Source organism: Thermomicrobium sp. CFH 73360, assembly GCF_023806465.1.
GTDB lineage: Bacteria > Chloroflexota > Chloroflexia > Thermomicrobiales > Thermomicrobiaceae > Thermomicrobium.
The window spans coordinates 89,487-106,754 of the sequence record NZ_JAMSLS010000004.1; the positions used below are offsets into that span (position 1 = coordinate 89,487).

The following is a 17,268-nucleotide window of genomic DNA, read 5'->3' on the forward strand; positions in this document are numbered from 1 at the left end:
CGCTTGCCCTCCCTTCCGCGCGGCCGGTTGCGCGGGCGCGTCATCAACGCCCGCGCGGTACCTGTTCGATGTGATAGAACTCGATCTGATCGCCGACGCGGATATCGTTGAAGCCGTCGATGGTCACGCCACACTCGTAGCCCGCGGCGATTTCCCGGACATCTTCTTTGAATCGACGCAACGAGGCGACCGTGCCCTCGTGGATCACCTTGCCGTCCCGGATGACGCGGACGCGAGCATTGCGTAGAGCCTTACCACTCACAACGTAGAGACCGGCTGCGACCGCTCGGTTCGGGAGGCGGAACGTTTCTCGTACTTCGGCGACACCGTCAACGACTTCTCGCGTTTCAGGTGCGAGCAATCCGGTGACGGCACCACGAACTTCCTCCAGCAGGTGGTAGATGACATCGTAGTACCGAATGTCTACACCGGTCGCTTCCGCAGCACGTCGGGCGGCAACGTCAGGACGGACGTTGAAGCCAATGACGATCGCGCCGGTCGTCGCGGCAAGCATGACGTCCGACTCCGAGATGGCACCAGTGGCCGCATGGAGAACAGTGATACCAACACCTTCGAGCTCATCATTGAGCTTTGCCAGAGCGTTTTGGATCGCCTCCAGGCTTCCCTGAACGTCCGCTTTCAGGATGAGGCGCAGTTCGCGCGTCTCGCTAACCTGGAGCCCCTTGTGGAACTCGTCGAGCTTGATGACGCGCGTCTCAGCAAACGCCTCAGCGCGGCGCTTGAGTGCGCGCTGCGCGGCGATTTCCTTGGCGGTACGCTCATCCTCGACGACCTGGAGGTAGTCGCCTGCCTCCGGCACTTCCTCGAGACCGAGAATCTCAACTGGCATGGAGGGTTCGGCGCGACGTACCTTTCGGCCGCGGTCGTCGAACATGGCGCGGACACGTCCCCACGTTGCACCAGCGACCACGATATCGTTGAGTTTGAGGGTGCCCGTCTGGACCAAGACCGTCGCGATGGGGCCCCGCTTCTGATCGATCTTGGCCTCGATGATCACACCGATGGCTGGCCGGTTCGGGTTAGCCTTGAGTTCGTGCAAATCAGCGACTAGCAAAATCATTTCCAACAGATCCTCGATGCCAAGTCGCTGTTTCGCCGACACCTCGACGACAGGCACGTCACCGCCGTACTCCTCCGGGATGACGCCGATTTCTGCCAGCTGCTGCTTGACGCGGGCTGGGTTGGCCGTGGGTAGATCAATCTTGTTGATCGCGACAATGATCGGCACATTCGCCGCACGGGCGTGAGCGACTGCTTCCCGTGTCTGCGGCATCACCCCGTCGTCAGCTGCAACCACCAAGACCGCGATGTCCGTGACCTGGGCACCGCGGGCGCGCATGGCGGTGAAGGCCTCGTGTCCAGGGGTGTCGAGGAAAGTAATCTTGCGGCCCTGGACCTCGACTTGGTACGCACCGATGTGCTGCGTAATCCCGCCAGCCTCACCCTCGGCGACATTTGTGTGCCGAATGGCGTCGAGCAGCTTCGTCTTCCCGTGGTCGACGTGCCCCATGATTGTGACAACAGGAGGACGCGGCACGGCCCCGGGCTCCTGTGCGCTCAGCCGGACGATCTCGGCCAAGCTCTTCTCCTGTTGGACGGCTTCGGGAGTCCGTTCAACGAGCTCGACGCCGAAGTCGGCGGCGACGGCTGCGGCGGTTTCAAAGTCGATCTGCTGGTTAATGCTCGCCATGACGCGTCGCTGCATGAGTGCCTTGATCAATTCGACTGCGCTGACACCAATCGCCTCAGCGAGCTCGCCGACCGTGATGACACTACCGATCTCGATCGGCCCCTTGACTGTGGCGATGCCGCTACCGCTGCGCTGCGTTGCTGGTGTCGGGCGCTCAGGCCTCGTGGGAGCTTGCTTCTTCGCTTTCGTACTCATGGTTGTTCCTCCTGTTCGAGTACTGTCTCGTTGGCGGGCGGCTCCTCGCGGCGAATGTGGAGATCGGCCCAGCGCAAGAGTTCTGCCCGAAATTCCGGTGGTACCGGCACGCGGAGCGCGCGTTCCAGCACGTCCGTCGTGGCAGCGCGCTCCCAACAGCTGAACCGTCGGCAGAGATAGGCACCGCGGCCGCTCCGCTTGCCAGTCGGATCGATGGCGAGCGTCCCGTCCGGTGTCCGGACGATACGAACGAATGTACGCTTCAAGTCACGGGCGCGGCACGCGACACAGGTGCGTACCGGCAGATGCTTGAGGCGCGGTCCACGCCCTTTCGTTCGGTCGGGACGCTCGCTCATCGTCACGATCCCCTGCGAAACGGGTGTCAACGGACATTGGCCGTTTCGTCATCAGTCAATGGTAGCTCACGGCCACTCTCGAAATCGTAGCGGGCGCGGAGTTCACGGTCGTAATAAACGTTCACGACACCGTTGACGATTTCGACATCGACACTCTTCATGATGAGATCGCTGGGCAACGGACCGAACTCCCGCTCGCGGATGCTGAAGGTACCATCGGCTCGGACGAGGCGCGGCTGGCGACCGAGTGCCATGAGGTCAGGAGGGAGCTCGGGCAAGCTCGTCGCAGCGCGGACGAGCAAGGCTTCCTCGCCCTTCAACGAGTCTGGATCCTTAATGTCGATCCGCCAACCAGTCAACTTGTAGGCGAGCCGTGCGTTCTGCCCATCCTTACCAATGGCCTGCGACATCTGCTCGGGCGGGACAACGACCCGTGCGACCTTCTCATCCTCATTCAGGATCACTGTGATCGGCTTCGCGGGGCTGAGTGCGTTCGCGATGAATGTGCGGATGTCCGAGGACCACTCGATCACGTCGATCTTCTCGCCCGAAAGCTCGGTGACGATGCTCTGGATTCGCACGCCACGAACGCCGACACAGGCCCCGACGGGGTCGACCTTGTCCTGCCGAGCAGCCACAGCGACCTTGGAGCGCTGACCCGGCTCGCGGGCGATTGCCATCACCTCAACCGCGCCGCTTGCCACCTCTGGCACCTCCAGCTCGAGCAGGCGCTTAATCAGGTTTGGATGCGTGCGCGAGACCAAGAGCTGTGGTCCCTTGGCGTCCTTGGTAACCTCGACGAGGTACACCTTGAGGCGCTGGCCAGGACGATAGCGTTCACCTGGAATCTGCTCGCGAGCGGGCATGATCGCCTCTGCCTTGCCGAAGCTCAAGATCACGGCGCGCGGATCGACTCGCTGGACAGTACCAGTCAGGACTTCCCCGACTCGGTCGATGAACTCGTTGTAAATCGTTTCGCGCTCAAAGTCGCGGATCCGCTGCAAGATTACCTGCTTCGCCGTTTGTGCTGCGATCCGGCCAAAGTTGGTGGGCTGGCGCTCCACGCGGACAATATCTCCCACAATTGCGCGCGGATCGATCTTGCGTGCCTCCTCGATTGAAATCTCGGTCAGCGGATCGCGTACGGTTTCGACGACACGCTTCGGCGCGAAGATGCGAATCCGACCCGTGTTCACATCAAGTTCGATCTCAACTTCCTCGTCCGAGCCAGTAGCCTTCTTATACACTGTCCGCAGGGCCTGCTGGACGGACTCCATGACCGCTTCGCGCGGAATGCCGCGCTCTGCTGCGATCTGTGCAATAGCAGTGTAGAGATCGCTCTTCATTGTTGATCGCCCCCCTCATTTCGCGCTCCGGGGTCCCGGGCGGTAGGCTGCCGACCGGGGCAAAAATTAAAGTGGGCATTGCCCACTTGTCCGGGGCGCTCCGTTTACCATAGACAGTATAGCAGTCGACTCGCGTTGTTGCAAGACAGAGCCAGGACTTGACGGCCTTCCCGATGAGAGTGACCGCCACTGTTATACTGGGGCGGGGCTGCGGGACGGGAAACGGGGGACCGATGAAGCTCCGGACCTGGTTGCGCCCAGGGATGTTTGTGAAACGGTGGATCGTACTGCTTGCGCTCGGGGTGGTGACGACAAGCCTCGGGCTCGCCATGGGTTTAGCCTGGATCTACCGCAATTATGATTTTCCGCAGCGGGTATCCGGCCTTGTTCAGGCAGTCACGCTCCAATTTATTCCCCACCCCTATCGGGAACTTCTCATGATCACGCTCGGTGGCCTGATGACCGTAGTTGGGTTCTGGCAATTGTCTCGCTCGCTCCTCGCGCCGTTTCTTGATCAGCGTGCCGATCGACGTGGACTCGCTGAGATTATTCACGCGCATCGTTTTGGGCCGGAGGCACCCGAGTTCCGTGTGGTCGCGATTGGTGGTGGCACCGGTCTCTCTACGCTTTTGCGTGGACTGAAAGCGCACAATGTTGCTATCACAGCAATCGTCACCACAGGTGACGACGGCGGAAGTTCTGGCCGACTGCGACAGGACTTCAACATCCCACCACCGGGCGATATTCGGAACTGTCTCGTCGCATTGGCTGACGCGGAACCTCTGATGAGCAACCTGTTTCAGTATCGGTTCCCGGAGGTTGGCTCGTCGTTAGATGGGCACAGCTTCGGCAACTTGTTCATCGCTGCAATGACGCAGGTCACTGGGAGTTTTGAACGAGCAGTTGCCGAATCCTCACGGGTGCTTGCTGTTCGTGGCCAGGTGATGCCGTCCACGCTCGAAAACATCACGGTTTGTGCGGAGTTTAGCGACGGCCGAATCGTCCGAGGCGAATCGGCGATCGCCCAAGCGCGAGGTCGAATCCAGCGGGTCTTCTTGGATCCCGAGCGTCCCGCCGCCTATGAACCAGCGTTGCTGGCCATCCTCTCGGCGGATCTGATTGTTCTGGGGCCTGGAAGCTTGTTCACGTCGGTGATTCCAAATCTCCTGGTTGAAGGGGTTGTCCAGGCAATCCGCTTGTCGTCGGCTCTCAAGGTTTTTGTCTGCAACGTTACGACGCAGCGAGGCGAGACGGATGGTTTTCGGGCGATTGACCACTTGGAGGCATTGCACCGGCATGCTGGTGGGTGTCTGGTGGACTGCCTCCTTGTAAATCAGAACCTCGAGCCGACTCATCGATTAGCGCCGAGTGGGGTTACCGGTGTGAGTTTGGACGGACTCGATCGTGTCAAGGACTCTGTGATGGTCATCTTGCGGGATGTCATCAATCCTGAACAACCTTGGCGTCACGATCCGAGGAAGCTGGCCGATGCACTGCTTGAGTTGGCACGAGCGGCGAAGCGGGGCGAGCTTCCCCTTGGACGAGAGCGTACCGTACAACCAGCCCGAGGAGATTACTCGACGGGATTTCCGGTCGGGATTGCACAGAGGGAGTAAGTGTCGGAGCCGCAGCAGCGGAGAGGGAGGGTAGTCCTGTGGCAGTCCGTGTGGGTATCAACGGTTTCGGTCGTATCGGAAGACAGGTCCTAAAGGCAATTCTCGAAGGTTATGACGATGAGCTCGAGGTGGTTGCGGTCAATGATCTCACGACTCCTGCTACCCTAGCTCATCTTTTCAAGTGGGACTCGACCTATGGCTCGTGGGACGGTGAGGTCATGGCGACCGAGAATTCGATCATCATTGATGGCCATGAGATCCGTGTCTTCGCTGAGCGTGAGCCCCGGAAGATTCCCTGGCGAGAGTTTGAGGTTGAGCTCGTCATCGAATCGACTGGGCTCTTCACAGATGCAGCCAAGGCGCGGGCACACCTTGAGGCTGGTGCCAAGAAAGTGATTATCACCGCCCCGGCGAAGGGAGAGGATATTACGATCGTGCTCGGCGTAAACGAGGATCAGTATGACCCCGCTCAGCATCACATCGTCTCGAATGCATCCTGTACAACGAACTGCCTCGCACCGGTCGCTAAAGTGCTGCACGAGCGCTTCGGCATTGTGCGCGGCCTGATGACGACCGTGCACGCGTATACGAATGATCAGCAGCTGCTTGATGCGCCACATCGCGATCTTCGCCGGGCACGTGCTGCGGCGACCAATATTGTCCCGACGACGACTGGAGCGGCGCGCGCGGTAGCGCTGGTGCTCCCTGAGCTGAAAGGGAAGTTCGATGGTTTTGCTATGCGCGTACCGGTCGCCACGGTGTCAGTGATCGACTTTGTGGTGGAACTGGCCCGTTCGACAACTGCAGAAGAAATCAATGCAGCGTTTCGAGAGGCTGCGGAGAACGAGCTCAGTGGAATTCTGGGCTACACGGAGGAGCCACTCGTCTCAAGTGATTTCCGCGGGGACTCGCGTTCAGCCATCGTGGATGGCTTAAGTACGATGGTGCTGGACGGAAATCTCGCGAAAGTGGTGGCGTGGTACGACAACGAGTGGGGCTACTCGTGCCGCGTGGCCGATCTCGCTTACTACATGATGGTCGGTTGTCTTCTGGAAGAGTAAGTCTGTGGAGGGCTGGTCGACCACAATGGCGAGACGAATGCGGACACTACGCGATCTCGACGTGACTGAACGTCGAGTGCTGGTGCGGGTCGATTACAACGTCCCTCTCGAGAATGGACGGGTTACCGACGATACGCGGATTCGCGCGACCGTCGAGACTATCCGATGGCTCCTCGATCAGCGAGCGCGCATCATTCTCTGCACCCATCTCGGGCGACCAAAGGGGCAAGTGCGGGAAGAACTCCGACTTGCTCCAGTCGCTGCGGCCCTGAGCACGGTATTGGGGCAATCGGTTCGCTATGTCCGCGACATCGTTGGACCAGAGGCGCGGGAAATGGCGCGGCGACTCCAGCCTGGTGAGGTCGGCCTGCTAGAAAATCTGCGGTTCGATCGGCGAGAGGAACAGAACGACCCCGAGTTTGCGGCTGCACTTGCCAGCTTGGCGGAGCGCTACGTGAATGACGCGTTTGGGGCTGCGCATCGTGCCCATGCGTCCGTCGTGGGTGTAGCGAAGCTGTTACCGAGAGCTGCTGGATTTCTCATGGAGCGCGAGGTAGCAGCGCTCGAGCGCGTCCTGCACAGCACCGAGCGGCCCTTTGTGCTCGTACTCGGCGGAGCGAAGGTCTCAGACAAGATCGGTGTGATCGAGAACTTGCTTCCCCGAGCCGATGCATTGTTGCTCGGGGGTGGTATGGCGAATACATTCCTGCGCGCACAGGGGTTCGAGGTCGGCCGATCACTTGTCGAAGAAGACAAGGTCGAAGAGGCGAGGCGATTGTTCGCTCTTGCAGCGCAGCACGGCGTTCGCGTGGAACTCCCGGTGGATGTCGTCGTTGCGCCTTCCCTCAGTGCAGTCGATGCGCGCCAGATTCTTCGCGTAGCGGAGATGTCTGCCGATCAGGCGATCTACGACATCGGACCAGAGACTGTCCGTCACTTTGCAGCGGTCATCGCTACCGCGCAGCTCCTCGTCTGGAATGGTCCAATGGGTGTCTATGAGGTACCCGAGTTCCGGGAGGGAACGCGCGGGGTGGCCGAAGCGGTGGCAGCATGCCCCGGTTTTACGTTGGTCGGAGGTGGCGATTCGGTAGCAGCGCTCAAGGAACTCGGGTTGGCTGACCGGGTCGATCATCTTTCGACCGGTGGTGGGGCCACGCTTGAGTACCTGGAAGGGCGGGAACTTCCAGGCGTTGCGGTGCTCATGGAGGGCGGCGAGTGACGGCAGGGGAGCGACGGTGGCTCATCGCTGGTAACTGGAAGATGCATACAACATATGAGGAGGCGCTGGAGCTTGCAGAGGCGATCCAGCGACGCTGTCCCTCTCTCCCGAATGTCGAGGTTATCCTGATCCCACCGTTTCCGTGGATCGTTCCGCTGGTGGAACGGTTACGCGGGAGTTCGATTGCTCTCGGTGGTCAGACGTGCAGCGCATATGACCAAGGGGCCTATACCGGAGAGGTTTCTGCTCGTATGATTGCCCCGTTCTGCCGGTATGTTATCGTCGGGCACAGCGAGCGTCGTCGCCTCTTCGGTGAAACGGACGAGGTCGTCGCAGCAAAATTGCGTGTCGCACTTCGTTATGGGCTTCGACCGATTCTTTGTGTCGGTGAGAGCCTGGAGGAACGCGAGGCCGGAGCGACGCTCCACGTGGTTGAGCGGCAGCTCCGATCGGCCTGTGAGTCTTTGTCTCTGGCAGAGTGTGAGCGCGTTGTTATCGCGTACGAACCTGTGTGGGCGATCGGAACTGGGAAACCGGCGACTCCCTCGGATGCCCAGTCAGTGGCAGAGTGGATCCGTCGCTGGTTTGTCTTGCGCTTTGGGGATGTTGGCAAGGAGCTCCGGATTCTTTATGGGGGAAGCGTCACGGCGGAGAATGCGCCTGGATTCTTCAAGGCGCCGGATATCGATGGAGCTCTTGTTGGCGGGGCGAGTTTGGATGCGACGCAGTTTTGTGGCATCGTCGAAGCAACGCAGAGTGTGGAAGCACGCTCGGAATAGGAGGCGGTCACTCAATGGAAGCGGCTTTCTATATCGCAATAATCCTCGTTTCGCTTCTCCTTATGATGGTCATCCTCCTGCAGACCAAGGCGTCAGGCTTTAGCGGTGCGTTCGGTGGTGATACCTCAGCCATCTATCGAACCAGGCGAGGGCTCGAAAGAACGCTTTTCCAGCTCACCATCGGCGTGGCAATCGTCTTCGTGGTGCTGTCGATCATTGGGCAGTGGCTCCTGTAAAGACTGGAAAGCGGAGGGCCAGAGCGTTGCTCGGATCACCGCCACGACATCCAACGGTGCGACGCTCGTGGGGACGTCGGTGGCCGGTGTGGCTGGTAACCTCGATTCTTCTCATCGCGTTCAGTGCCGGTCTGACGGTTTTCCGTTTCCAGCCGACCGGGGAGGCAAGTTCAGGATCGCCAGTTCCGACACCGGGAGAAGGCACCAGGCAACCGACAGTTTCGGTCGCCGCTGTAAGCGGTGGCACGTTCCGCCAAGGATTCATTGGGCGGATCGAGACACTGAATCCGCTCCTGGTGCGGTCGACCGCAGAGAGAGCCGTGTCTGTTTTGTTGTTTGAGGGACTAGTGTGGGTTGATGGTAGCGGTATCCCCCAGCCAGCCTTGGCTGATCGGTGGGAAACGAGCGGGGATGGGCTTGAGTACACAGTTCACTTGCGTGACGACGCTCTTTGGCATGACGGACAGCCGGTAACGGCGCGGGATGTGCTCTTTACGGTGCGGCTGATACAGGCACCGGATTTCCCCGGCGATCCAACACTGGCTGACTTTTGGCGCAGTGTTCAGGTCGCAGTCATCGACGCGCATACGGTGCGGTTCCGTTTGGCGGAACCTTATGCCCCTTTCCCAACATACTTAGCTCTACCAATCGTTCCAGAGCATTTGCTGGAGGGGACGTTGCCTACAGACCTTTCGGAGAGCTCGTTCTCTGTGCATCCGATCGGCTCGGGGCCATATCGGCTGGAACGGGCCGATCTCCGAACGGGAATGATCCAGTTGGTACGGTTTGACGGATACCAGCGGCCCCAGCTGATATTCGAGCGTGTTACGATTCGTTTGTTTGAGTCCGCTGAAGAGGCACTTGCTGCGTTCAGGGAGGGAGAGCTGGACGCACTTGAGCCTGTTCCGTGGAAGGCTATCCAGGATGGTCAACTTTTGGGGAAGCATGCTCGCATTTATGCTCCGTCGCTTGCTGGATTCACCGCGTTGTTCTTGAACGGCCAGGCACAATTCTTCACTGATGTACGAGTGCGTCAGGCACTCTCGCTTGCGATTGATCGAGAGCGGCTGATTCGTGACGTTTTGGGGGGGCAGGCAGAACCAGGGAATGGGCCGATTCCACCGGCGTCGTGGGCGTATCAAGAACAGGACTACCGGTATGATCCGGCTGTAGCAGTCAGGCTCCTGCGCGATGCCGGATGGGAAGATCGGGATGGCGATGGGGTCCTGGACAAGGAAGGATTAAACTTCCGCTTCACACTTCTCGTGAATGTGGACGATCCACAGCGGGTCGCAGTCGCACAGGCTGTGGCGCAACAGCTCGCTGAAGTCGGTTTGAGTGTCACAGTCCAACCGATCGCTGCACCATCGCTTGAGCGGCAACTCCTCGATCGGGAGTTTACCGCAGCAGTTTTTGGTTGGATGTCGACATCAGGCGATCCGGACATGTTCGAAATGTGGCACTCAACTCAAGCCGAAGGAGGAGCGAATATCACCAGTTTTCGTAGTAGGACCGTAGACATCTTACTCGAGCAGGCTCGTCACTCGCTGGATCGTTCAGAACGTCGTTCACTCTATGTCGAGTTCCAGCGACTTTTTGCAGAGTACGTTCCCGCTATCGTTCTCTACTATCCTCGGTACTGCTTCGTCGTGAGCGATCGTATTGGTGGGGTAGATGCGTCACCGCTGGTCGCTCCGGAGGACCACTTCCGACAACTCCCACGCTGGTATCGCGTCGAGCGCTAGTCCGGAGCAGGGTGTCCCGGGTATACTGCATTCCAATGTGCGGATGTCCTTGACGGGAGGTTCTCGATGTTCCCTCTGTTATTGCCATCGCTCGGTTGGCAAGAACTGCTGCTTGTGCTTCTGATTGTCGTGATCGTCTTCGGTGCAGGACGGCTGCCAGAGATTGGAGGCGCGATTGGACGAACGATCCGGGAATTTCGTGCGGCAACGAAGGAGGTTTCGGCTGACATCCCTGCAGAAGAGCAGCGAAGTTAAGAACTCCGTCTGTCAGCGGGAAGTAGCCGGGTCGTCACGGAAAATCGTGAGAAGCTCTTCCCCAGCGGGGGAGCGTTCTGTATCAAGGAGTTCGATGAAGGTAATTCGGTGCCAGGGATAGAGAATCGTCGTGACCCCATCGGCGATAGTTGGGAGGCGCTTGCCATCGCGTCGCCGTGGATTACGGAGCACGAGATAGCTGTCCCGTGGATCAGGAAGATCATCAATTTCGGCAACAAATGGATCATCGTTCATGACGTGAACGATCACGCGCAGCATGCCGATGTCTCCTCTCTCTCCGTCAAGTCCAGGGCATAGAGTCGACCGTCAAGCGCGCCGATATACACGAGTGACCCATCAATAGCGGGAGTTGCGACGATAGGGGTGCCAAGGTCGTCGGTCCGGATAATCTCGCCGTTCCGAGTGATGGAGAGCAGCTTTCCGGTTCCAGTGGCAACCAGCAGTGTAGCGCGGTACGGGACTGGTGTGCTGGCGATACGCCCCTCGACATCGAGTTCCCAGACTTTTTCACCTGACTGCGGATAACAGGCGAAGATATGGCCTGCATTTCCGGCTAGGATAAGCAGTTTCCCCCAAAGTACAGCGCTCGCGACGAACGCATCGTCGAAATGCTTTACCCAGAGGGGATCACCCCCCTCGAGAGGAAGACGCATGACCGTTCCGTCGAGAGAGGCAACGATAATGCTCGTTCCGTCGAGAACAGGACGACTCCAGATGGGAGCCACGAGGCGAGAACGCCAGAGGAGTTGACCGTCGCTGAGGGCGCGGAGGGTGATAGTTCCGTCGTCGGCAGCGATCACGACGCGGTCACTGACAACGAGCGGCGTCGCACGCACCGGGCTACCAGCTTGCCAACGCCAGATCAATCCCCCCGAGTGCGAAGCGAGAACGTAAAGGAAGCCGTCATCACTGCCGATTGCAACGAGTTTACCAGCCGCCGTTGGCGACGCGCGGACTGGGCCAGCCGTACGGTATCGCCAGAGGAAGACCCCCTCGTTACGCTCGAGGCAGTAGATGGCCCCGTCATCGGAACCAAAAACGATCGCGCCGCCAAGGTCGCAAGGTGTCGTTGCAATGCCTCTCCCGGTCGGGAAGCGCCAACGGAGGTAACCGGTTCGAGCCTCGAGAGCATAAAGTGTTCCGTCGTAGGAGCCGAATACCACAAGATCGTCAGTGAGCAGTGGGGATCCGCGAACCTCATCACTGGTGCGAAAGCTCCAGCGAATACGGAATGATCCCTCAGCACCAAAATCCGGTCGGGTTAGTGACGGTGGACGGGGATGAGGTGAAACGGCGAGCGGTTCACGGAGTGCGCGTACTGCCTGTGCCATCGCAGAGGCGCTGGGAAACCGCTCAGCTGGATCGTAGGCGAGTGCTCGCAAGATGATGGCCTCGAACGAGGAGGAGAGCGCAGGATTGACGGATCGAGGAAGACGTTTGGTCAGTGAGAAGGGCGGCTGGTCGCGGGGGTCAATACCAGTTGCGAGATGATAAAGTGTTGCGCCGAGCGCGTAGAGATCACTGCGCGGATCGGCGACGCCGCGATATTGCTCGGGGGAAGCGTAGCCCTCGGTACCGATCATGGTGCCGCGGGTTTGGGGCTGAAAGAGGCGAGCGATCCCGAAATCGATGAGGCAAAGCGAACCATCTTGCCGTCGCATGATGTTGGAAGGCTTGAGATCACGAAAGACGATCGGTTGAGGATGCTGAGAGTGCAAGTACTCGAGCACATCAAGGAGTTCGAGTGTCCACTCGATGAGAAGCGGCTCGGGAATGGGACTGCCAAGACGCGCAAGATAGCATTCCAGATCTTCACCATCGATGTATTCGAGGACGAGGCAGCAGCGGTCATCTTCGGAAAAGAAGTCGTAGACTTGCGGAATCGCAGGGTGGCGGAGCGTAGCCAAAAGGCTGGCTTCTCGTTCAAAGGCGATGCGCTGAAGCTCAGCAAGCGTGGGATCCTCACTGGCGCGTATGATCTTAAGGGCACAGAGACGCTGGACATGCGGGAAATGTTCATCACGAGCCAAAAACACCGTGCTCATGCCACCACGGCCGAGTTCACGGAGGATCCGGTACCGTCTCGCAAGAATCATGCCGCTCTGCAGGTTCATACTTGTGAGTTCGCCCTCCATGGCAGTGATTCCAACTCACCCACAGGATATAATCGGCGCCCGGGCGAGCGCTGGAGAGAGTGGGGATAGGACCAGAATCGATGAACCATATCGCCGGTAAATCTGATCAGTTCCAGGAAAATGAGATGGCTCATCCAGCGCGACAGCGATCACTGATTTGGGATCTTGCTGAGACGCTGCTGATCGCCCTGGTTCTCTTCGTCGCGATTCGTGGTGTCATCCTGAATTACCGTGTCGACGGGTCGAGTATGGAGCCGACCCTGCACAATGGCGAAATGTTGATTGTGAATCGCCGCGCGTATGTGGCGATTCCGCTAGGACGATGGCTGAATGCCATTCCGGGAGTGGACGTGGACGAAGGGTGGGTGTGGTACCCATTCGGGCAACCACAGCGCGGTGATATCGTTGTGTTTCGTCCGCCCAATGGCGGGAGTGAGCCGTATGTGAAGCGGATCATCGCCTTACCTGGGGAGCACGTGGAGATTCGGGAAGGGGCGGTGTTCATCAACGGGAAACGGCTGATTGAGCCATACCTCGTCGAACCAACAGTTTGGCGTGGGATGACATTGAACCACGAGTATGTCGTGAAGCCTGGTCATGTGTTTGTGATGGGGGACAATCGGAATAACTCGAGTGACTCCCGAATTTTCGGGGCTATACCGATGTCGAGCATCATTGGAAAGGCGTGGCTGACCTACTGGCCGCCGGACGAAGCAAAACTCCTCGGTACCCCGGCCTACGCCTTGGAGTGAGAAGAGGATGGGTGTAGAATCGAGTTGACGCGAGCGGGACAATGGGCGGGTGTGGCCGGAGGACGCCCTGTACGAAAATCTGAGCGTGCCAGAGGAAGGTGCAGGGTATGATCGAGACGGTAGTCGATAGCATTCGAGTCAGTTTGGTGACGCAGCATCGAGTCGTCCTGCTGAAGGAAGTCCATGGAGACCGGCACCTGCCGATCTGGATCGGCCCGTTCGAAGCCGAGGCGATCGCGATGGCGATACAGGGGATGACCCCGGCTCGCCCGCTACCGTACGACCTCCTGCGGACAGTCATTAGCGAACTGGGTGCGGAGATCCGCGAGGTTGCGGTTACCGATCTCTCTCAGGAGATCTTCTATGCGCGGATCGTGCTCGCGGTGAATGGGCGTAGGATCGAGATCGACAGTCGACCCAGTGATGCCATCGCGCTGGCGGTGCGGGCCAAAGTGCCGATCTACGTTGACGAGTCGGTGATGGAGCGAGCAGGGGTCCGCCTCGAAAGTGAAGAAGAGACGGAGAGCGAAGGCGAGCTGGAGCCTCCGGAGATCGAACGGGTCGAATCCGAGGAGTCGATTTCTGAGGCTGATCTCTCGGTATTTCGTGAAGTGATCGAGTCGCTTGACTTAGATGATTTGGACAAGAAGTAGGACGGCATGGATCCGCGTTGGGAACGTGTGCGCGCAATTGTGCTGAATCTAGTCGAACGGTGTGCCGTTTGTGGAGAGCGCTTCAGCGCCGAGGATCTGCAGGCGCTGGGGCGTTCACGATCGACGTGGGCATTTCGCTTAACCTGTCAGTATTGTGGGGCATCAAGCTTAATTGCTGCGGTGATCGGTGAGGAACAGTTCGCTGACCTTGCACCTGTGCGGCGAGACGAGCCGGTCACCGAACGGGACGTTGAGGAAATCCGCGAGTTTCTCGAGCGCTTCGACGGAGATTTCCAGCGCCTCTTTGGGTATGAGCGCTGGGGACGTGGAGCGCGCGAGGAGTGATGTGTTTCTCACTCCGGGGGAGTACCACCGCGTCGGCGCCATTCGCGTTCGATCATGTCCTCAGGAAACCGCACGAGTTCGTGAGCCATCGACGGACAGCGGAGATTGTGCTGATCGATCTTGCGATTCAAGGCGCGGGCGAGTTCACGGTAGCGCCAGGCAAGACGACGAAGAAGTGCGGCATGTGCCGGATCAGCGAGATCGAGTTCGTCGACGGCGCGCCAGTACTCGTCCCAAGCCTGGCGAACGATTTGACGTTCACTGTAGATCTCTTTGCGAAGTTGAAGCCAATCAGGAAGTAGGCCATGCCTTTTCAGTAAACGATGAGCCGCCCACGCTTCGGTAGACGGTTCATGGTCATCAGGTAACGGTCGCCCTTCGCCCGGGAGATTTTGGAAGGCTCCCTGCTCCTGCGCGGTGCGGATTCGTTCCTCGACCAGCCGATCAAGCCAAAACACATGATTACTCCTTGTGCCACAGTATAGCTGCAGCAGAGTGCGTGTGTCAGCGCGGTATACTGGCGGCCAGGGCGTGGTCGCTGGGAGGGAAATGCCGATGAAGCCGACGAAGGCAGGGCAGACGGTAGACCTGGAACCATTGCGGCGGGTACTGGAAGAACGGTTTCGGCCGCGGGACTACCGCGAAGCGCAAGAACTTGTAGTGGGGGCTTGCCAGGAAGCCCAGCGACTCTTCGGTTGGGTTCCGCCGGAGGCCGCGCAATTGATTGCAGAGCATCTCGGAGTGACGACCAACCGGATCTATGGACTCTTGACATTCTATGCTGACTTTCGGACAGAACCGCCAGGGAGGCATTTTCTGTGGATTTGCCATGGAGCGGCATGCTATGTTGCAGGGGCAGGTAGATTGGTCGAGTTTCTGCACGAGCGCTATGGGATCACTGGACAGGGGACAACTCCCGATGGCGCACTCACAGTTCACGTCTTCAACGGGTGTCTTGGGGTCTGTGACTTGGCTCCGGTCGCCCAACTGGATCATCACGAGTATGTGGGCCTTCTGAGCCTCGAGCGACTACAAGCCCTCATCGCGGAATTACAGGGCGAAGCGCAGACGGAGGCAGCCGATGGGTCGACTGAGTGACCGAAGGGCGTTTGAGCAATATGCAGCGCAGGCGGAGCAGCGGTGGGAGACGCTCTGGTCTGGTGATCGATGGGTGATCTCGGTCGGCATCAGCGAGTGCAGTATTGCCAAGGGGGCGTTAGAAACGTACCGTCACCTCGAGTTGCTGCTCTCCGACGGACATATCCCTGGTGTGCTCCGACGAGTCGGTTGCGCCGGATGGTGCTTTGCCGAACCATTTGTTGAAATCAAACTGCCAGGTCAGCCACCGATCGTCTATGGCTGGATGACTACCGACCGAGTTCCCGACCTCCTCGACGCGCTCCGGCGAGGTGAGCTGCGTCCCGAGTGGGCCCTTGGTGTCCGTGCAGGAGAAAGCTGGCGAGGCATTCCTGCTCTACGAGAACACCCGTTCCTCCGTTCTCAGCGGCGCCTACTGCTTGAACAGGCCGGCATCATCGACCCAGAATCGATCGATGACTACATTGCGACAGGGGGATACCGGGCTTTTCTGAAGGCATTGTTGGAGATGACGCCGGAAGAGGTCGTCAACGAGGTGAAGACGTCCAACCTCCGGGGTCGCGGTGGGGCAGGTTTCCCGACGGGTATCAAGTGGGAAAGCGGTCGCCGTACACCAGCATGGCCGAAATACGTGGTGGTCAACAGCCACGAGGGAGAACCGAACGTCTTTAAAGATCGTCGACTGCTCGAGACAAATCCGCATCTTGTCCTTGAAGGCCTCCTGATTGGTTGCTACGCTCTGGAGACGCAGCATGGATACAACTACATCGGTGGTGAGCACGCACTCGCCTTGCGGCGATTTCAGAAGGCGGTTGAGCAAGCGTACGAGCTGGGACTTCTTGGGGATAACATCCTCGGGAGCGGCTTCTCGTGCCACGTCCGTGTCCGAACGGGAGGTGGAGCGTACATCTGTGGCGAAGGATCTGCGCTCATGTATGCCATCATGGGCCAACGAGGTCAACCGCGTACCAAGCCGCCCCGCTCCGTAGAGGAAGGACTTTGGAAGCGACCAACGGTGCTGAATAATACCGAGACGTTTGCATCGATCCCGGCAATCATCCGCAACGGTGGTTCCTGGTATGCTGCGCTCGGGACCAAGGAGAGTACGGGAACGAAACTTGTCACGATGCAAGGACCGGTGAGGTATCTCGGGGTCGCTGAGATCGAGCTGGGGATGCCCATGCGCCAGCTGATATTTGAGGTATTCGGCGGTCTGCGCGACGGCTATCGGTTCAAAGGTGTCCAAACTGGGGGTGTCTCAGCCGGACCACTACGGGAGGAAGAACTTGATGTTCCAGTGGACTTCGATGCGTTGACCCCCCGTGGTGCAATGTTGGGATCGGGTGGGTTTGTAGTCTTCGACGACACGGTCTGCGCAGTTGACTTCGCACGGTACCTGGTGGCATTCAGCCGATTTGAATCTTGCGGAAAATGCACTCCGTGTCGCTTAGGAACTCCTGCCCTGGTGGAGATCCTCGATCGGATTCGGCATGGATTCGGTAGACCCGAGGATCTCGATGTGATCCGGTACGCGAGTAAGCACATTATCGATCTCTCGCTGTGTGGCCTTGGGCAGGTCGCACCAATGCCGCTCCTGGGAATGTTGGAGCGCTTTCGCGAGGAATTCATTGAGCACATTACCGAGCGACGCTGCCGCGCTGGAGTGTGTCCAATGACAGCCGTAGCGCCGATAGCGCTCTAAGAGCGACAATCCTGAGAAGACCATGGGTGAGAAGCCTGAGGAT

18 protein-coding genes are annotated in these 17,268 nt (G+C 59.1%); 12 read left to right on the forward strand and 6 right to left on the reverse strand.

Translation table 11 applies throughout. The features are described from left to right. Positions 1 to 43: 43 nt before the first annotated feature. Genes infB through nusA form a run of 3 tightly spaced genes read right to left on the reverse strand, consistent with a single transcriptional unit; the run spans position 44 to position 3,608 of the window. Positions 44 to 1,906, reverse strand: a complete 1,863-nt coding sequence (gene infB / locus NET03_RS09020) for a translation initiation factor IF-2 (protein ID WP_252128587.1) — start codon at positions 1,904 to 1,906, stop codon at positions 44 to 46. Next, complete coding sequence (gene rnpM / locus NET03_RS09025) at positions 1,903 to 2,262, reverse strand: RNase P modulator RnpM (RefSeq protein ID WP_252128588.1); 360 nt, start codon at positions 2,260 to 2,262, stop codon at positions 1,903 to 1,905. The genes infB and rnpM overlap by 4 nt, the downstream gene beginning before the upstream one ends. Before the next feature lie 26 nt (positions 2,263 to 2,288). Continuing rightward, positions 2,289 to 3,608, reverse strand: a complete 1,320-nt coding sequence (gene nusA, locus NET03_RS09030; RefSeq protein WP_252128589.1) for a transcription termination factor NusA — start codon at positions 3,606 to 3,608, stop codon at positions 2,289 to 2,291. A gap of 233 nt (positions 3,609 to 3,841) precedes the next feature. On the opposite strand from nusA, the gene NET03_RS09035 reads away from it, so the two are divergent. The 7 genes from NET03_RS09035 (at position 3,842) to tatA (ending at position 10,519) form a co-directional block, all read left to right on the forward strand. Further along, positions 3,842 to 5,224: a gluconeogenesis factor YvcK family protein gene (locus NET03_RS09035; protein WP_252128590.1), complete on the forward strand. Its 1,383-nt coding sequence runs from the start codon at positions 3,842 to 3,844 to the stop codon at positions 5,222 to 5,224. A gap of 38 nt (positions 5,225 to 5,262) precedes the next feature. Beyond that, positions 5,263 to 6,285, forward strand: coding sequence for a type I glyceraldehyde-3-phosphate dehydrogenase (gap, locus tag NET03_RS09040; RefSeq protein WP_252128591.1), 1,023 nt, complete (start codon positions 5,263 to 5,265; stop codon positions 6,283 to 6,285). 37 nt (positions 6,286 to 6,322) lie between these two features. Beyond that, positions 6,323 to 7,504, forward strand: coding sequence for a phosphoglycerate kinase (locus NET03_RS09045; protein ID WP_252128592.1), 1,182 nt, complete (start codon positions 6,323 to 6,325; stop codon positions 7,502 to 7,504). Then, the gene (gene tpiA / locus NET03_RS09050) at positions 7,501 to 8,283 is read left to right on the forward strand and encodes a triose-phosphate isomerase (RefSeq protein WP_252128593.1); all 783 of its coding nucleotides are present in this window, start codon (positions 7,501 to 7,503) and stop codon (positions 8,281 to 8,283) included. Before NET03_RS09045 ends, tpiA begins: the two co-directional genes overlap by 4 nt. A gap of 14 nt (positions 8,284 to 8,297) precedes the next feature. After that, positions 8,298 to 8,519: a preprotein translocase subunit SecG gene (gene secG, locus NET03_RS09055; RefSeq protein ID WP_252128594.1), complete on the forward strand. Its 222-nt coding sequence runs from the start codon at positions 8,298 to 8,300 to the stop codon at positions 8,517 to 8,519. Positions 8,520 to 8,545: 26 nt separating this feature from the next. After that, complete coding sequence (locus NET03_RS09060) at positions 8,546 to 10,264, forward strand: ABC transporter substrate-binding protein (protein WP_252128595.1); 1,719 nt, start codon at positions 8,546 to 8,548, stop codon at positions 10,262 to 10,264. A gap of 66 nt (positions 10,265 to 10,330) precedes the next feature. Next, positions 10,331 to 10,519: a twin-arginine translocase TatA/TatE family subunit gene (gene tatA / locus NET03_RS09065; protein ID WP_252128596.1), complete on the forward strand. Its 189-nt coding sequence runs from the start codon at positions 10,331 to 10,333 to the stop codon at positions 10,517 to 10,519. Positions 10,520 to 10,531: 12 nt separating this feature from the next. Here tatA and NET03_RS09070 read toward each other — a convergent pair whose 3' ends face one another. Both NET03_RS09070 and NET03_RS09075 read right to left on the reverse strand, forming a co-directional pair. Continuing rightward, positions 10,532 to 10,798 carry a hypothetical protein gene (locus NET03_RS09070; RefSeq protein ID WP_252128597.1) on the reverse strand — a complete coding sequence of 89 codons (267 nt, stop codon included), beginning with the start codon at positions 10,796 to 10,798 and terminating at the stop codon, positions 10,532 to 10,534. Next, positions 10,786 to 12,675, reverse strand: a complete 1,890-nt coding sequence (locus NET03_RS09075; protein WP_252128598.1) for a serine/threonine-protein kinase — start codon at positions 12,673 to 12,675, stop codon at positions 10,786 to 10,788. The genes NET03_RS09070 and NET03_RS09075 overlap by 13 nt, the downstream gene beginning before the upstream one ends. A 125-nt stretch (positions 12,676 to 12,800) precedes the next feature. On the opposite strand from NET03_RS09075, the gene lepB reads away from it, so the two are divergent. The 3 genes from lepB to NET03_RS09090 all read left to right on the forward strand — a co-directional run bounded on the left by lepB (position 12,801) and on the right by NET03_RS09090 (position 14,425). After that, entirely contained in the window at positions 12,801 to 13,427 is a 627-nt protein-coding gene (gene lepB, locus NET03_RS09080; RefSeq protein ID WP_252128599.1) for a signal peptidase I, read from the forward strand. Positions 13,428 to 13,534: 107 nt separating this feature from the next. Next, a complete protein-coding gene (locus NET03_RS09085; protein WP_252128600.1) occupies positions 13,535 to 14,080 on the forward strand; it encodes a bifunctional nuclease family protein in 546 nt (181 codons plus the stop codon). Positions 14,081 to 14,086: 6 nt separating this feature from the next. After that, positions 14,087 to 14,425, forward strand: coding sequence for a hypothetical protein (locus tag NET03_RS09090; protein ID WP_252128601.1), 339 nt, complete (start codon positions 14,087 to 14,089; stop codon positions 14,423 to 14,425). Between the two features lie 8 nt (positions 14,426 to 14,433). Here the strand turns inward: NET03_RS09090 and NET03_RS09095 are convergent, their stop codons facing one another. Further along, a complete protein-coding gene (locus NET03_RS09095) occupies positions 14,434 to 14,883 on the reverse strand; it encodes a DnaJ family domain-containing protein (protein ID WP_252128602.1) in 450 nt (149 codons plus the stop codon). 97 nt (positions 14,884 to 14,980) lie between these two features. Here NET03_RS09095 and NET03_RS09100 point away from each other — a divergent pair, with 97 nt between their 5' ends. Continuing rightward, positions 14,981 to 15,523 (forward strand): NADH-quinone oxidoreductase subunit NuoE family protein, encoded by a 543-nt coding sequence (locus NET03_RS09100; protein WP_252128603.1) that lies wholly within the window; start codon positions 14,981 to 14,983, stop codon positions 15,521 to 15,523. Beyond that, entirely contained in the window at positions 15,507 to 17,225 is a 1,719-nt protein-coding gene (locus tag NET03_RS09105; protein ID WP_252128604.1) for a complex I 51 kDa subunit family protein, read from the forward strand. The genes NET03_RS09100 and NET03_RS09105 overlap by 17 nt, the downstream gene beginning before the upstream one ends. Positions 17,226 to 17,268 lie beyond the last annotated feature (43 nt).

Excerpts from the sequence above, each read along its gene's own strand:
- NET03_RS09070 (WP_252128597.1), bottom strand. The coding sequence starts at position 10,798 with ATGCTGCGCGTGATCGTTCACGTCATGAACGATGATCCATTTGTTGCC.
- NET03_RS09100 (WP_252128603.1), top strand. The coding sequence starts at position 14,981 with ATGAAGCCGACGAAGGCAGGGCAGACGGTAGACCTGGAACCATTGCGG.
- NET03_RS09105 (WP_252128604.1), top strand. The coding sequence starts at position 15,507 with ATGGGTCGACTGAGTGACCGAAGGGCGTTTGAGCAATATGCAGCGCAG.
- secG (WP_252128594.1), top strand. The coding sequence starts at position 8,298 with ATGGAAGCGGCTTTCTATATCGCAATAATCCTCGTTTCGCTTCTCCTT.
- rnpM (WP_252128588.1), bottom strand. The coding sequence starts at position 2,262 with ATGAGCGAGCGTCCCGACCGAACGAAAGGGCGTGGACCGCGCCTCAAG.
- NET03_RS09090 (WP_252128601.1), top strand. The coding sequence starts at position 14,087 with ATGGATCCGCGTTGGGAACGTGTGCGCGCAATTGTGCTGAATCTAGTC.
- infB (WP_252128587.1), bottom strand. The coding sequence starts at position 1,906 with ATGAGTACGAAAGCGAAGAAGCAAGCTCCCACGAGGCCTGAGCGCCCG.
- NET03_RS09085 (WP_252128600.1), top strand. The coding sequence starts at position 13,535 with ATGATCGAGACGGTAGTCGATAGCATTCGAGTCAGTTTGGTGACGCAG.
- NET03_RS09045 (WP_252128592.1), top strand. The coding sequence starts at position 6,323 with ATGCGGACACTACGCGATCTCGACGTGACTGAACGTCGAGTGCTGGTG.
- NET03_RS09035 (WP_252128590.1), top strand. The coding sequence starts at position 3,842 with ATGAAGCTCCGGACCTGGTTGCGCCCAGGGATGTTTGTGAAACGGTGG.
- NET03_RS09075 (WP_252128598.1), bottom strand. The coding sequence starts at position 12,675 with ATGGAGGGCGAACTCACAAGTATGAACCTGCAGAGCGGCATGATTCTT.
- nusA (WP_252128589.1), bottom strand. The coding sequence starts at position 3,608 with ATGAAGAGCGATCTCTACACTGCTATTGCACAGATCGCAGCAGAGCGC.
- lepB (WP_252128599.1), top strand. The coding sequence starts at position 12,801 with ATGGCTCATCCAGCGCGACAGCGATCACTGATTTGGGATCTTGCTGAG.
- tatA (WP_252128596.1), top strand. The coding sequence starts at position 10,331 with ATGTTCCCTCTGTTATTGCCATCGCTCGGTTGGCAAGAACTGCTGCTT.